General features: G+C 64.7%; 16 protein-coding genes and 1 tRNA gene. 7 read left to right on the forward strand and 10 right to left on the reverse strand.

The features are described from left to right. Window positions 1-63: 63 nt before the first annotated feature. Complete coding sequence (locus tag B0G38_RS06435; protein ID WP_264668666.1) at window positions 64-570, forward strand: hypothetical protein; 507 nt, start codon at window positions 64-66, stop codon at window positions 568-570. A 68-nt stretch (window positions 571-638) separates the two neighbouring features. On the opposite strand, the gene rplA is transcribed toward B0G38_RS06435, so the two are convergent. From rplA to B0G38_RS06460, 5 genes are all read right to left on the reverse strand, one after another. After that, complete coding sequence (gene rplA, locus B0G38_RS06440) at window positions 639-1,346, reverse strand: 50S ribosomal protein L1 (protein WP_169993289.1); 708 nt, start codon at window positions 1,344-1,346, stop codon at window positions 639-641. Between the two features lie 173 nt (window positions 1,347-1,519). Continuing rightward, window positions 1,520-1,951, reverse strand: a complete 432-nt coding sequence (gene rplK / locus B0G38_RS06445; RefSeq protein ID WP_169993291.1) for a 50S ribosomal protein L11 — start codon at window positions 1,949-1,951, stop codon at window positions 1,520-1,522. 125 nt (window positions 1,952-2,076) lie between these two features. Beyond that, window positions 2,077-2,952: a transcription termination/antitermination protein NusG gene (gene nusG / locus B0G38_RS06450; protein ID WP_264668667.1), complete on the reverse strand. Its 876-nt coding sequence runs from the start codon at window positions 2,950-2,952 to the stop codon at window positions 2,077-2,079. A 107-nt stretch (window positions 2,953-3,059) separates the two neighbouring features. Continuing rightward, on the reverse strand, window positions 3,060-3,329 hold the full coding sequence (gene secE / locus B0G38_RS06455; RefSeq protein ID WP_083339782.1) for a preprotein translocase subunit SecE: 270 nt from the start codon (window positions 3,327-3,329) through the stop codon (window positions 3,060-3,062). Window positions 3,330-3,443: 114 nt separating this feature from the next. Then, a tRNA-Trp gene (locus B0G38_RS06460) sits at window positions 3,444-3,516 on the reverse strand. Between the two features lie 293 nt (window positions 3,517-3,809). On the opposite strand from B0G38_RS06460, the gene B0G38_RS06465 reads away from it, so the two are divergent. After that, window positions 3,810-5,018 (forward strand): pyridoxal phosphate-dependent aminotransferase, encoded by a 1,209-nt coding sequence (locus B0G38_RS06465; protein ID WP_264668668.1) that lies wholly within the window; start codon window positions 3,810-3,812, stop codon window positions 5,016-5,018. 83 nt (window positions 5,019-5,101) lie between these two features. Here the strand turns inward: B0G38_RS06465 and B0G38_RS06470 are convergent, their stop codons facing one another. After that, window positions 5,102-5,752, reverse strand: a complete 651-nt coding sequence (locus B0G38_RS06470; protein WP_264668669.1) for a LuxR C-terminal-related transcriptional regulator — start codon at window positions 5,750-5,752, stop codon at window positions 5,102-5,104. Continuing rightward, a complete protein-coding gene (locus B0G38_RS06475) occupies window positions 5,749-7,110 on the reverse strand; it encodes an ATP-binding protein (protein WP_264668670.1) in 1,362 nt (453 codons plus the stop codon). Before B0G38_RS06475 ends, B0G38_RS06470 begins: the two co-directional genes overlap by 4 nt. 134 nt (window positions 7,111-7,244) lie before the next feature. Between B0G38_RS06475 and B0G38_RS06480 the strand changes: the two genes are divergently transcribed. From B0G38_RS06480 to B0G38_RS06500, 5 genes are all read left to right on the forward strand, one after another. Then, window positions 7,245-8,756, forward strand: a complete 1,512-nt coding sequence (locus B0G38_RS06480; RefSeq protein ID WP_264668671.1) for a PspC domain-containing protein — start codon at window positions 7,245-7,247, stop codon at window positions 8,754-8,756. Then, window positions 8,753-8,992: a hypothetical protein gene (locus B0G38_RS06485; RefSeq protein ID WP_264668672.1), complete on the forward strand. Its 240-nt coding sequence runs from the start codon at window positions 8,753-8,755 to the stop codon at window positions 8,990-8,992. The genes B0G38_RS06480 and B0G38_RS06485 overlap by 4 nt, the downstream gene beginning before the upstream one ends. A 32-nt stretch (window positions 8,993-9,024) precedes the next feature. After that, on the forward strand, window positions 9,025-9,282 hold the full coding sequence (locus B0G38_RS06490) for a PspC domain-containing protein (RefSeq protein ID WP_264668673.1): 258 nt from the start codon (window positions 9,025-9,027) through the stop codon (window positions 9,280-9,282). Window positions 9,283-9,569: 287 nt separating this feature from the next. Further along, on the forward strand, window positions 9,570-10,598 hold the full coding sequence (locus tag B0G38_RS06495) for a 6-phosphofructokinase (RefSeq protein WP_264668674.1): 1,029 nt from the start codon (window positions 9,570-9,572) through the stop codon (window positions 10,596-10,598). Between the two features lie 36 nt (window positions 10,599-10,634). Then, window positions 10,635-11,345: a GNAT family N-acetyltransferase gene (locus tag B0G38_RS06500; protein ID WP_264668675.1), complete on the forward strand. Its 711-nt coding sequence runs from the start codon at window positions 10,635-10,637 to the stop codon at window positions 11,343-11,345. Window positions 11,346-11,370: 25 nt separating this feature from the next. On the opposite strand, the gene ygfZ is transcribed toward B0G38_RS06500, so the two are convergent. From ygfZ to B0G38_RS06515, 3 genes are all read right to left on the reverse strand, one after another. Further along, window positions 11,371-12,456 carry a CAF17-like 4Fe-4S cluster assembly/insertion protein YgfZ gene (gene ygfZ, locus B0G38_RS06505; protein WP_264668676.1) on the reverse strand — a complete coding sequence of 362 codons (1,086 nt, stop codon included), beginning with the start codon at window positions 12,454-12,456 and terminating at the stop codon, window positions 11,371-11,373. Between the two features lie 67 nt (window positions 12,457-12,523). Next, window positions 12,524-13,126: a nitrobindin family protein gene (locus B0G38_RS06510; RefSeq protein ID WP_264668677.1), complete on the reverse strand. Its 603-nt coding sequence runs from the start codon at window positions 13,124-13,126 to the stop codon at window positions 12,524-12,526. 223 nt (window positions 13,127-13,349) lie between these two features. After that, on the reverse strand, window positions 13,350-14,093 hold the full coding sequence (locus tag B0G38_RS06515) for a hypothetical protein (protein ID WP_264668678.1): 744 nt from the start codon (window positions 14,091-14,093) through the stop codon (window positions 13,350-13,352). Window positions 14,094-14,208: the final 115 nt, after the last annotated feature.

The following is a 14,208-nucleotide window of genomic DNA, read 5'->3' on the forward strand; positions in this document are numbered from 1 at the left end:
TCCGATTTACTGAAAGCCTTTCCCTGCCGCCCCTCAACGGCCCTACCATGCACTATGGAACTCTTGAGCGGACACGCTGGAAAACGGGCTGCGGCATTCATCGGCCGAGGCATGCTGGCAGGAATGGCGGGAACCGCGGTGATGACAGCGTTCCAGGAGCTGGTCGAAATGCCGCTCACCGGTCGCCCGGACAGTTACGCGCCGGCGGAACTCGCAGAGAAGTTCCTGCCGGCGAAAGTCGAGTCCATCCGCGGACGCAAGCTGCTGAACTATAGTGCGCATTTCGCCATCGGAGCCATGTGGGGCGCAGCTTACGGCACCGCCGCAGCACTGGGGCTGCGCGGCCAGAAGGCCATTAATACCGTCTTCGCCGTGGTGTACGCGGGCGGGTTGCTGGGCGGATCGCTGTCGGGTTTCTCCAGGCCGTCCGAATGGAGCGCACAGGACTGGGCCGTGGACGTCGTCGACATCTATGTCCAGGCCCAGGCAACGGGGCTCGTCTTTGACCGCTTGCTGGCGCCTAAATCCCTCCCGCATGCGGGCACCCGCGGCCGGGTCAACGCCGCTTAAAAGAACAGAACGGCCGCAGCGCGATGCTGGGCCGTTCTGTTGCGGAAGATCCGAAAAGGAATACTTCCTTAGGCTTCGATGGAAACCTTGGTGACGTTCGGGTCCATGGAGATGCCCGGGCCGAAGGTGGTCGCCACGGTGGCCTTCGAGATGTAGCGGCCCTTGGAAGCGGACGGCTTCAGGCGAAGCACCTCTTCCAGTGCGGCTGCGTAGTTCTCCACCAGCTTGTTGGTGTCGAAGGACACCTTGCCGATGATGAAGTGAAGGTTGGCGTGCTTGTCGACGCGGAAGTCGATCTTGCCGCCCTTGATGTCGTTGACAGCCTTGGCCACGTCCGGGGTCACGGTGCCGGTCTTCGGGTTCGGCATCAGGTTACGCGGGCCGAGGACCTTACCGAGGCGTCCAACCTTGCCCATCAGGTCCGGGGTTGCCACGGCGGCGTCGAAGTCGGTCCAGCCGCCCTGGATCTTTTCGATCAGGTCATCGGAGCCAACGAAGTCGGCGCCGGCCGCGATTGCGGCTTCAGCCTTGTCACCGGTGGCGAAAACCAGGACGCGGGCGGTCTTACCGGTGCCGTGCGGCAGGTTGACCGTACCGCGGACCATCTGGTCAGCCTTACGGGGGTCGACGCTGAGGCGCAGTGCAACCTCAACGGTGGCGTCGAACTTGGAAGGATTGCTTTCCTTCGCCAGGGTGATTGCCTCGATCGGGGCGTACTGCTTGTCCGCCTCGATCTTGGCTACAGCTGCCTCATATGCTTTGCTGCGCTTTGCCATCTGCTTTTTCTCCTTGTGCAGTTGTGGTCTGCGGACCGCGCCCGGCCCTGCCACTACGACGGCGTTGCCACCTTGAAAAGGTGACGTTTCGGCGCCGTCGTTCTTTAGTTTTGTCTTGTTTGCTTCACAGCCGTGGAAAACCTGCAGCCGTTCAGCGGTTATGCCTAGGGGAATTAGCCCTCGACGGTGATGCCCATGGAGCGGGCGGTGCCGGCGATGATCTTGGCAGCAGCCGCGATGTCGTTGGCGTTGAGGTCATCCATCTTGGTGGAGGCGATCTCTTCAACCTGAGCCTTGGTCAGCTTGGCTACCTTGGTGGTGTGCGGGGTTGCGGAACCCTTCTGCACGCCAGCAGCCTTCTTGATCAGCTCTGCAGCCGGCGGAGTCTTGGTGATGAAGGTGAAGGAACGGTCTTCGTAAACCGTGATTTCAACCGGGATCACATTGCCGCGCTGGGCTTCCGTTGCGGCGTTGTACGCCTTGCAGAATTCCATGATGTTGACACCGTGCTGACCAAGTGCCGGACCAATCGGCGGTGCCGGGTTGGCGGCGCCTGCCTGGATCTGCAGCTTGATGAGGCCGGTGACCTTTTTCTTCGGGGCCATATCGGGTCCTTCTCTAATTTACGTACCGCAGACACAGGAGCGTGCCGACGGTGGTTTGGCCGCCATGGCGTGGCGGCCGCCCGCGCAGGTCCGGCTAAAGCGGGCCGGGCTACGCGAAGTCTTGACTACTGGATCTTCGTGACCTGGTTGAACGAGAGCGTAACCGGGGTCTCGCGCTCGAAGATGGTCACCAGCACCACCAGCTGCTGTGATTCCGGCTTGATCTCGGAGATCGTCGCCGGAAGGGTTTCGAACGGACCGTCGTTGACTGTAACCGATTCGCCGACCTCGAAGTCCACGGTGATCGGCGCCGAAGGCTGTGCGGCCTTGCCGGGCTTGCCGCCCTCAGTCTTGCCCGCGGTGACGGTGTGCTCCAGCATGGAGAACACTTCGTTCAGGCTCAGCGGAACCGGGTTGTGGGCGTTGCCAACAAAGCCTGTCACACCGGGAGTGTGTCGGACGGCGCCCCACGAAGCGTCAGTCAGTTCCATGCGCACCAGCACGTAGCCGGGGATGCGCACGCGGTTGACGATCTTGCGCGTGGTGTTCTTGATCTCCACGACCTCTTCCATGGGGACCTGGATCTCGAAGATGTAGTCCTCCATGTTCAGGGTCTGGATACGGGTCTCCAGATTGACCTTCACACGGTTTTCGTAGCCGGCGTACGAGTGGATGACGTACCAGTCACCCTCCTGGCGGCGCAGCTTGGCACGGAACGCCTCGACCGGGTCCTCTTCAGGGGCTGCGGCGGGCTCCTCGGCGGAAGATTCGTCTTCTCCTGCTGCGTCGGCATCTGCCGGCTCGTCAGCTTCGGCCAGCTCGTCGCCTTCGGCCGCTGCTGTTTCAACGGTTGCTTCGTCGGCCGGTTCCGTTTCCTCGGAAACTTCCCCGGGAACGTCGGAAGCCGGTGCCTGATCGGCACCGGTCTCAGTAGCCTGATCCTCGGCTTCCAGATCAGCGGTTTCCTCGGTGGTCTGCGACTCGAGTTCCTGCTCGGACACTTAGCTTCCTGCTTTCTTCTTCAGCTCTGTTGATTCAATGGCGCCTGATTCTCAGGCCCGGCGCGTTGCCGTCTCCGGTGCACACGGCAGAATCCTGAGCAAAGACGCTACCGTTCGGGCGCTCCGTCACCGAAGATGTAGAGCGAGCCCTGGCCGAAAGCCAGATCCAAAACTGTCACGATCAGCATCATGATGACCACGAACGCGATCACCACGAGGGTGTAATTCAGCAGTTCCTTGCGGGTGGGTGTGACGACCTTTTTCAGCTCACCGATTACCTGGCGGACAAAAAGGACGATCTTGCCGAAGAATCCGCGCTTGTCGGACTTCCTGCCTGAGGGGCGTCCCTTGGAGCTGTTGGCAGCCGTTTCGGTCAACCTGTGCCTCACTCATCTAGTCCGGTACACGGCCCGCCGGCGGAGGCCGGCAACGCCGCTAGCTTCATACTTTGGATTGCTGAACTGCTGCTTCCCGTCCAAGACGGTTATGCGCAGGGCAGACAGGACTCGAACCTGCAACCTGCGGTTTTGGAGACCGCTGCGCTACCAATTGCGCCACTACCCTATGTGTTGAATCCACGACGTAAGCATCCGAAATACGGGCACAAACCATCATGGCGTTTTTCAACACCGAGGTCTAAGTCTACGTCAGGGAAACCCTCACGTCGAACCAGCCCTCAGGCCGCCTTCACTAAGCGACTCTCCATTATGCAACATTTCCGTCGTCGTCATTAAACCGAAAGCTCCGCGGGCGTTCATCTGGACGCATTTCCCGCTCCAAGGCAGGACAGGCCGCGGGGCAAGCCCCTAAACTGGGCCGTGGACCATTTGTTCTGACGCCTCAAAGACGGGAAATCAATGCCTGCCAACGCGCGCATCTCACAGCGCATAGCCTCCATCGCCGAATCCGCCACCCTGGCTGTTGACGCAAAAGCCAAGGCACTGAAGGCGGCCGGGCGGCCGGTTATCGGCTTCGGCGCGGGCGAGCCGGACTTCCCCACCCCGGACTACGTGGTGGAAGCCGCTGTGAAGGCCGCCCGCGAGCCGCGGTTCCACCGCTACTCCCCCGCCGGCGGGCTTCCGGAACTGAAGCAGGCCATTGCCGAGAAGACGATGCGGGACTCGGGCTACCAGATTGATCCCGCCCAGGTGCTGGTCACCAACGGCGGCAAGCAGGCCGTCTACGAATCCTTCGCCACCCTGCTGGATCCGGGCGACGAGGTTCTGGTGCCGACGCCGTACTGGACCACCTACCCGGAAGCAATCCGGCTGGCAGGTGGTGTCCCGGTGGAGATTTTCGCCGGTCCCGAACAGGGCTACCTGGTGAACATCGACCAGCTCGAAGCAGCGGTGACCGAGAACACCAAAGTCCTGCTGTTTGTTTCGCCGTCCAACCCCACCGGCGCCGTGTACTCGCCGGAGCAGGTTGCGGAAATCGGCCGGTGGGCCGCGTCCAAGGGCCTCTGGGTCATTACCGACGAAATCTACGAACACCTCACGTACGACGGCGTGCCGTTCACTTCCATTGCCACGGCAGCTCCAGAGCTCGGAGACAAGGTGGTCATCCTGAACGGTGTGGCCAAGACCTATGCCATGACCGGCTGGCGGGTGGGCTGGATGATCGGCCCGAAGGATGTCATCAAGGCCGCCACCAACATGCAGTCCCACGCCACCTCCAACGTCGCGAACGTCTCGCAAATGGCAGCGCTGGCCGCCGTCTCCGGGCCGCTGACCGCCGTCGACGAGATGAAGGTCGCGTTCGACCGCCGCCGCAAGGCCATGGTCGACGGCCTCAATGCCATCGAAGGCATCGAATGCCCGACGCCGAAGGGTGCCTTCTACGCATACGCGGATGTCCGCGGGCTGCTGGGCAAGGAGATCGACGGCGTCCGCCCGTCTACCTCGGCCGAACTGGCTTCACTGGTGCTGGACAAGGTGGAAGTAGCCATCGTTCCCGGTGAAGCTTTCGGCCCGTCCGGCTTCGTGCGGCTCTCCTACGCCCTCGGCGACGAGGACCTGGCCACCGGCATCGGCCGACTGCAGGACTTCCTCGGCACCGCCAAATAAGCCAAGCGCCGCCTCATCGGGTGCCGGTCTCCTTCGGGAAGCCGGCACCCCGTCTGTTAACCCCGTTCAGAGAATCCGGCGGTTTAAAGAATCCGGCGGTCCACGGCCCAACGGGTCAGCTCGTGGCGCGAGGACAGCTGAAGTTTGCGCAGCACCGCCGACACATGGGTTTCCACGGTCTTGATGGAGATGAACAGTTCCTTGGCCACCTCCTTATAGCTGTAGCCACGGGCGATCAGCCGCATGACCTCCAGCTCACGGGCCGAGAGCTTGTCCAGTTCGTCGTCAACGGAAGCAACGGCGGCAGTGCCGAAGGCATCAAGCACGAATCCGGCCAGCCTCGGGGAGAAGGCCGCATCTCCCCCGGCCACCCGGACCACCGCATCCGAAATCTCCGCTCCGGAAAAGGTCTTCGTGACATAGCCGCGCGCACCGGCGCGGATAACGGTCACAACGTCCTCGGCGGAGTCCGAAACACTCAGTGCCAGGAACCGGGTGGTGGCCAGCAGATCCGCGCAGCCGGCAACCACTTCGGCGCCCCCGCCGCCGCGGCCGCCGGGCAGATGCACATCAAGAAGAACGACGGCGGGCCTCACCTCATGGATGACGGCGATGGCTTCCTCCACGGTTGCAGCCTCCGCTGCGACGTCGATCCTGGAGTCCAGGTCTGCCTTCAGCCCCGATCTGAAGATGGCGTGGTCATCGACCACGACGATGCGGATGGGGTCGGTCATGAGTGGTTTCCTTCCTCAGGATGCTTCAGGCTCAAATGTACTTCGGTGCCGTTTCCGGTGTTGCGGATACGTGCCTCGCCGCCGTGGCGCTGCATCCGGCGGATCAATGATTCCCGGACGCCCAACCGGTCGGCGGGCACATTGGCAAGCTCGAATCCCGGCCCGCGGTCGCGGACGAAGACGTCCGTGCTGCCCCGTGTCTTTTCCAGGTAGACGGAGATGCTGCCGCCGGCGTGCTTGGCCGCGTTCTGCATAGCTTCCCGGGTGGCATGGATCAGGGCTTCGTACTGTTCCGTCATCGGTGCATCGCCCACCGCCACCACGTCGATCGGCTGCCCGTAAGCGTCCTCGATTTCCGCCGCGACGGCTTTGATCCGGTCCACCAGGTTGCCTTCTTCCCTGCGTTTGTCCCGGTACAGCCATTCGCGCAGTTCGCGTTCCTGGGCTCGGGCCAGCCGCGTGACGTCCTGTTCCGAGGCGGCCCGGTTCTGGATCAGGGCCAGCGTCTGCAGCACCGAATCGTGCAGGTGCGCCGCGATTTCGGCCCGTTCCGTCTCCCGGATCCTGCCGGAGCGTTCCGCTTCGAGATCAGTCCAGTACTTGACGACCCACGGGGCCAGGACCAGTCCGACGCCGGCCAGGACCGCCAGCGTGGCCAGCAGCGTCGGCCACATCACGTCCCAGCTGATGGAGCCGGAGATCAGGATGAAAATGCCGGCCACCACGAAAACGAGGCCCGCGATGAGCCGTACTACACCCTGCGCGCCGGTGGCCCCGGCACGGTCCATGATGCCGTTGCGCCTGGAGTTATCCAGCTGCATCCAGGCCAGCACGGCCCCGGTGACGATGGCGAGCATGGGCAGCCAGGTTTCCCACGGTACGTTGAAGCCTGCCAACTGGGCGATGAAGGCTCCGCCGGCCAGGACCAGCGCGGCGCCGACCGCGATTTCCCAGCCGCCACGCTGCATCAGTTCGGCGGTGCGGGTCCGGCCGGTGGGACCCGCGGCAGCGGCTGTGGCAGCCGGATTGTCGGCCGGGCGTTGAGGCGGCGCGCCGGTTCCCGGTTGCGGCCCGGGCGGCGCTGGAATCCCCGCTGGCCTCGGTCCGCCGAAATTGCGGGCGAAGTTCCCGGCGATGTTGCGCGGGTTGAAGGCCGCGTTTTCGGCCCGGGCCGCCTCGTCCGCCGTCGGAACCAATAGCCATAGCCAGGCATAGAGCAACAGCCCGGCGCCGCTGGCCAGGGTGAGCACGACCATCGAAATCCTGATCACCTTGACCGAAAGCCCCAGATGGGCTGCCAGCCCGGAGCAGACGCCCGCAATAATGCGGTCGGCGGGACGGACAAGAGGAGCGTACATAGGTCAATCCAAGCACGCCCGGCCTCGGGTCTGAACCAATCCGCGCGGATCTCAGGGCCCCTCAGCCATCGGTCAGGGAAGCTTCAGGGTAGCCCCCCATAGAATCAACCGGCGCGGCTTGGAATGATCAAACTATGACCTCACACCCCTCTGAACCGTCCCGCCCGGAAGGCTCTACCGGCCTTCCCGGCGACGAGGACGCCCGCGGTAAGGATTCGCCGACGCCTCCTCCTTACCTGCCCCCACAGCCGTCCGGCAGCAACAGCTTCTTCGACTGGTTCCGCCGCCTGGGCACGCCCCGCGGACAGGACCGCTGGATCGGTGGCGTGGCCTCCGGCATCGCCCACCGAATCGGGCTCGACCCGATTCTGGTCCGCGGCATCTTCGTGCTGCTATTCATTTTTGGCGGCATCGGCGTGCTGCTGTACGGCCTCGCGTGGGCGCTGCTGCCGGAACCGGATGGCAGGATCCATGCCGAAGAAGCCGGCCGGGGCCGCTGGACCTCAGGCATGACCGGAGCACTGATCGTCACCGTCCTCGGGCTGTTCGCATGGCCCTTCGGCTTCTTCTCCGAGGGCTGGGACTTCGGCGGCTTCCTCTGGGCGGTGATCTGGCTAGGTGCCATTGTCTATTTCATCTACTGGCTCGCTACCCGCAACCGCAGCACACCGCCGCCGGCTTACGGCCCGTACGGACCTGCGCCGCAGGGCTTCGCCGCCCCTGGCACTCCCGGAGCGCCGGTTCCGCCGGCTTATGGCCCGGCTGCCGGTGCCGCCTATGGCCCGCCCAATGACCGCGCGGCCGGACAGGACCAGGATCCGACCATCCCGCTCGGTCCGCTTGACCGGCAGCACACCGCTGCTGCCAGCGAAGACCCCTACACCATGGGATCCCACATGGGATCCCAGCCGGCAGCGGAACAGCAGTGGCCGGCCTACACCCCCCGGCCGGTTCGTCCTCCGGTCCCGCCGAAGCCCCGGCGCCGCGGTCCCTCCGGTGCCGATATCGCCCTCACGCTGGGAGCAGCGCTGCTGGCGGGCGGCATCCTGCTGGCCCTGAACCAGCTGGGCTACATTGCCTTGGGCGGCGCCTGGCTGCCGGTAGCCACAGCGGCCGCACTGTTGTGCATCGGCCTGGGCATCGTGGTTCTAGGCATCCGCGGCCGCACCTCCGGCATCCTCGGATTCCTGGCAGCCGTCGGCGTCGTTCTCTCGCTGGTCTTTGCCGCCGGCGTGCAGTGGCAGACCGCCAACTATGCCCTCGGCACGAACACCACCTGGACCGCCGAATCGGGCGCACCGGCCAGCGAGGGCTACAGCATTGTGGCCGGCAACGGAACGGTGGATCTGACGGGTGTCACCGCCAGTACCTTCGGCGGCCCCGTGGTCGTGCCGGTGAACGCGGCTGCCGCGTCCGTGACGGTGATTGTGCCCGAGGACGTTCCGGTAGAAGTCCAAGCCGCCATGGCCATGGGCAACGTTGAATACGAGGCGGGCGGCCAAAGCCGGCAGACCGCGGGCATGTGGCAGCCGGGGTCCTTCATCATTAACGACGACGGCTCCGGGCCGGACATCATTCTGCAGATCAAGGGCGCAGCCAGCGATGTGGACATTGTTGAAGCGCAGGGAAGGGAAGGATCGCAATGAGCACTGAAGCCAACGACGACGGCATCACCGGCCCGAGCACGGGCACCATTGTTTGGGGCCTGATCGCGATAGCAGTGGGCCTGCTGGTCCTGCTCAGCGTGCTCTGGGATATCAGCTTCAATGTCGGCCACGTCCTGATTGTCCTGCTGATCGGCTCCGGCATCGCGCTGGTGGCCGGGGGCATCTGGAGCATGCTGCGCAACAAGGACAATACGGCCGACGCGGACGACAAGTGACAATCAGTCCCAAACACGAAAGCATTGAACCCATGGACACCCTTTACAAAACCCTCCGTTCCATCCCGGTCCGCCGCGGCCCCAACCGCTGGGTAGGCGGCGTCTGCGGCGGCATTGCCGAAAAGTTCGGCTGGGACGCCACAGTGGTCCGCATCGCCACCCTGTTGCTCTTCCTCTTTCCAGGCATAGGCGTCGCCGCCTATCTGGTGGCCTGGCTGCTGCTGCCCAAATACGACGGCAGCATCGCGTTGGAGAGGTTGCTCCAGGGCAAGGGCATTCGCCGCCGCTGAGCGCACCCATCGCCGGCTGCTGCCGCCGGCATTGCCGCCGGCATTGCCGCTGGCTTTTGCCGCTGGCTTTTGCCGCCAGCTCCTGCCGCACTACGGCCGGCTGAAGGTCCCCGCGAGATGCACGCGGGGACCTTCTACTGTTCCCGCGCGGCGTTTTTTTGGGTTCTGCGGCAGGCGTATGCAGCGTCAGGGGTGCCCTCACGGGTGGAGGTGCCTAGAATCGAAGGGAGCCCGACGGTGCGCTCTGGAGACGATTCGGCAATTCTCGCGACGAAAGTTGGACCTGAGTGAAAATCGGCATCATGACCAGCGGCGGCGACTGCCCCGGCCTGAACGCGGTGATCCGCGGCGTTGTGCTCAAGGGCATCAAGTCATATGACCACGAGTTCGTCGGCTTCCTCGATGGCTGGCGGGGTGTGGTCGAGGGCGACTTTATCGAGCTGCCCCGCCATCGGGTGCGCGGCATTTCCAAACAGGGCGGAACCATCCTGGGCACCTCCCGAACCAATCCCTATGACGGGCCCAACGGCGGTCCGGAGAAGATCGCGGCCACGCTCGACCGGCTCGGCGTGGATGCACTCATCGCCATCGGCGGCGAAGGAACGCTGGCCGGCGCCCGCGAGTTGACGGACGCGGGCCTGCCGATCATCGGTGTCCCGAAGACCATCGACAACGACCTTGACGCCACGGACTACTCGTTCGGTTTCGACACGGCCGTCCAGATCGCCACCGAGGCCATCGACCGGCTGCGCACCACCGGCGAATCGCACCACCGGTGCATGATCGCCGAGGTCATGGGCCGCCACGTCGGTTGGATTGCCCTGCACGCCGGCATGGCTTCCGGCGCCCATGCCATCCTCATCCCGGAGCAGAAGGTGACCACGACCCAGGTCGCCGAGTGGGTCCGCGAGGCTCACGACCGCGGCCGCGCCCCCTTGGTAGTGGTGGCCGAAGGCTGGGTTCCGGAAGGCGACGCCGAGCCGTGGGCCGAACGCGGCACTGATGCTTCCGGGCGTCCCCGGCTGGGCGGCATCGGTGAACACCTCGCGCCGGAAATCGAGGCCCTGACCGGAATCGAGACCCGGGCCGCGACCTTGGGGCACATCCAGCGCGGCGGCGTCCCCTCCGCCTATGACCGCGTCCTGGCCACCCGGCTCGGCATGGTTGCAGTCGACGCCGTCTCGGACAAGCGCTGGGGAACCATGGTTTCCTTGCACGGTACCAACGTCGTCGTTGTTCCGTTTCAAGAGGCGCTGGGTAACCTCAAAACCGTGCCGCAGCACCGCTACGACGAGGCGGCAGTCCTCTTTGGCTGAGCCGGTGTGGAACTGCGTCGGAGTAGGGCGGCAACCATGAAACTGGACTCAGGCACCGCGGATATCGTGATGCTGGCCTGGGCGCGGATGCTCGGCTTTGAGGATTCCGCCTTCGCGTCGCCGTCGGGCCGGTTGACCCGGATAGATAACGACGCCGACACCCTCACCTTTGTGCGGCTGTTCGGCCGATCGGCGCTGGTCGGTCCGGAATGGGCTGTTGAGGCCGCGGCAGGCCATTCCGACGCCGAGCTGGCCGAGTACCAGACGCTGCTCCAGCTGACCAAAGGCCAAGGCGGCCACGGTCTGGGCAAGTCCCAGCTGTACTTCGCCGATGACCTCCCCGTGGTCCAGCCGGACGAAGACGTCATGGTTTCGACGGCTGTTCAGGACGCCTCACGGCTGGAGGCGCTGTGCCCGCCGGATGACATCCACGAGGTGGCCCTGTCCGCGATGGACAAGTCCTTTGTCCTGGTCAATGGAACCGAACCGATAGCCGGCTCCGGCTACAAGGAGTGGCAGCAGATCCTGGGCCATATCGGTGTGCTGACCGCGCCGAGATACCGCCAGCGCGGTATCGGAACCTTGATCGGGGCCATAGCCGGCCATGAGGCTCTCACGGCTGGACTGATCCCGCAGTGGCGCTGCCACGAAACCAACGAGGCCTCGCGGGCCACCGCGCAGGCGCTGGGCTTCATCGAATCCGGCACGCAGACCTCTGCCTACCTGCAGGCAGGCGGCCAGGGCTGAATCCCGCCCCTGCCTGCAGCTAGGATCAGCGGGGCCCGCCGCGCAACAGTCCCTTTGGCCGGCCTACCACCGAGCCGGCGTCCGGAGCCACGATGACCTCCTGGGCGGCGTCGTACAGCGTGTCCTCATCTGCCACGAGCAGCTGTGTTTCCGGGTCGACGGAGCGCTTGATGACTGCCAGCGCCACCGGGCCCATCTCATAGTGGAGGGCTGCGGACGTTACCGTCCCGACCTTGCGGTCCGCGAGCCGGACTTCGCTGCCGGCGGCGGGGAGGGTGTGCTGCGTACCGTCTAGTTGCAGGAACACGAGGCGGCGCGGGGGGTGGCCCAGGTTGTGGACCCGGGCAATGGTCTCCTGGCCCTTGTAGCAGCCCTTGTCCATATGCACGGCGGTGCGCATCAGGTCCAGTTCGTGCGGGATGGTCTTTTCGTCGGTCTCGGTCCCGAAACGCGGCCGCCACGCGGCAATGCGCAGGGCTTCCACGGCCAATATGCCTGCCAGTTCCTTGCCGTCCACTGCCGCTTCGAGTTCCGCAGTGGGGACCAGGTATTCAAACCAGGTCCGGTCCAGGCCCGGGTGCTGCGGCTCTTCGATCCTTGTGTAGGCGAAGCCACCCGCGCCGATCTTCGGCCACGGGTCCCGCCACACAAGCCGGTCCTCAAAACCGGCTACAGCCTTCGCTGCCCCGACAACAGCCCACTGTGCCGAGACGTCCGCAATCTCCACGCGGAGCATGAATTTCATTTTGTTCAGCCACTCGGCGAGGCCTTCGGCTTCGAAGGCCTCGACGATGAGCCATGTTGTTTCGCCGTCGTCGACCACGCGGGCGTCGTATTCGATCCGGCCCTGGACGGTCAACAGCAGGGCTTCGCTGGACTCCCCCGGTTTGAGCCCGAGCAGCAGCTGGGAGGACAAGGTATTGAGCCAGCTCAGACGGTCGGGTCCGGTAATGGTGACAACACCGCGGTGGGACAGATCGGCAAGGGCCTCGCCGCGTGCGAGCAGCCGCTGCTCGCGCATTGGGTCCCCGTAGTGGGCGGCAACGCCGGCATCGGGGGCGGTGGCCTCGACGGCACCGGGACGGGACAACAGAGGGCTTTGATAAGTCATACCAGCGTCAACGTCCTAACGGCTGCGGTATTCCCCGCGGCGTCGGTGCCGGCGGGACGAGGGATGGTCAGGAGACCTTTTTGAGGATCGCCGAGGCGTGGGCTTCGAGCTCTTTGCCCTGGGCGGCGGCGACGTCCCAGCGCCAGAACAGGTCCCCGTTGACCAAGCCGAAGATCCGGGTAGCGGCGTTGTATTCCTTGGACTGGGAACCACGCATGACCATGTCCGTGGCCAACTGGATCTGCGGACCCTTGATCTGGCCGTAGTACAGCTCGGAAATGCCGCCCGGGTGGACGATGGTGGCCGTGATATCAAAGCCGCCGTTGCCGTTGCGGAGTTCTTCGACCTCGTCCGCCGACTTCATCGCGGGGACAATATCGGCTGGGATCAGGCCCGGTCCGACGTCGGCGTCGTTGAGTTTGCGTTCCAACGCCCAGAAGCCTGTTTCCACGGTCAGCGGACGCAGCTTGGTCCCGTCCTCGTCCGTGAGCCAGCTTTCCGCGGTGTACTGCAGGAACGGCAAGCCATTGTGCTTGAACGTGGCGGATTGGAAGAAATGTTCCGATCCCTCGTCACCGGCGCCAAGCCGCCCCGACCCCTCCCAGGTACCCAGAAGCCAGGACAGCGGAACGATTTCCGGTGTCAGGTCAGTAGGTATTTCCATGGCCATGGCTTGAAGGGGAAACCTTTACTTCTGGCCCTTGAACAGGCGCCAGACCACCAGACCGGCGAACCAGGCCATGGACAGACCGGCGACAACGAGCAGGCTAATGAAGAAAATCTCAAGTGCTAGATGCGACATGCCTCCATACTAACCGGCGGCCGCCGGTGGTGCCGCCGCGTTACGCACCGCGCCGTGTGACGTCGGTCAACCCGTGACTGCGGGGCGTGGATCAGTGGAGCAGCAGCTTTTCGAGGAAGTACACCAGCGCTCCCGAGGCCATGATCGGGGCCGACCCGATGGCGAGGATGGCCGGGATTTTGCGCGGCCCGCCGTCGGCGAGGACCAGCCGGCGGAAGCAGACAATGACCGTGCCGCCGAGCGCACCCACCACCGCGGCCGGCAGGAGCGAAATGCTCGAACTCAGCGCGGCGCCGAGCGGCGCTGCCAGCGTTGCGAGTACGACGCCGAGCGGCGCCACGAGCCGGTCGGGCCAGGGCAGCACACACACGCCGATGGCCACCAGCATGCTCACGCCGGTGATGAGCATCATGCCCGAATTCGCGGAGTTGGCGGCCAGGCGCTCCGCCGCCACCCAGCCCGCGCCGAGGGTCGCCAGGACCAGGCCCGTGCTCGCGCCGAAGGTGGATTCAAGCCGGTGGGGCTGTCCCGTTCCACGGACCAACTGGACCAGGAAGACGGCCATCACGCCAAGCGCGACCACCACCACCGACCACGCCATCGACATCCCGGTGGGCGCAACGGCGGAAAGCAGGACAGCGGCAATACCGCCCAGCGAGATAACGGTTGCCAGCGTCTTCTTGGCGGGCACGCCGAGCAGTTGCGGCCAGCCGATGCCAACGAGCAGGACTCCCACGCAGGCCACCACGACAACAGCCGTCTGCGACCAATAGGAGGCACCCACTAGGGCACACAACACTGCGGCTGAAGCGACCGCCACCATCCAGATTCTCACCCTTGTCATCCTGCCTTATCTCAAGAATGAGTGCGAGAACACGGTGACGCGGACCACCGCGGCGTTATACTTATGCGCAACCGTCCGGCAACTCCCACGGTCTCAGGCAGGTTCC

It is taken from the genome of Crystallibacter permensis (assembly GCF_025960875.1).
Classification (GTDB): Bacteria; Actinomycetota; Actinomycetes; order Actinomycetales; family Micrococcaceae; genus Crystallibacter; species Crystallibacter permensis.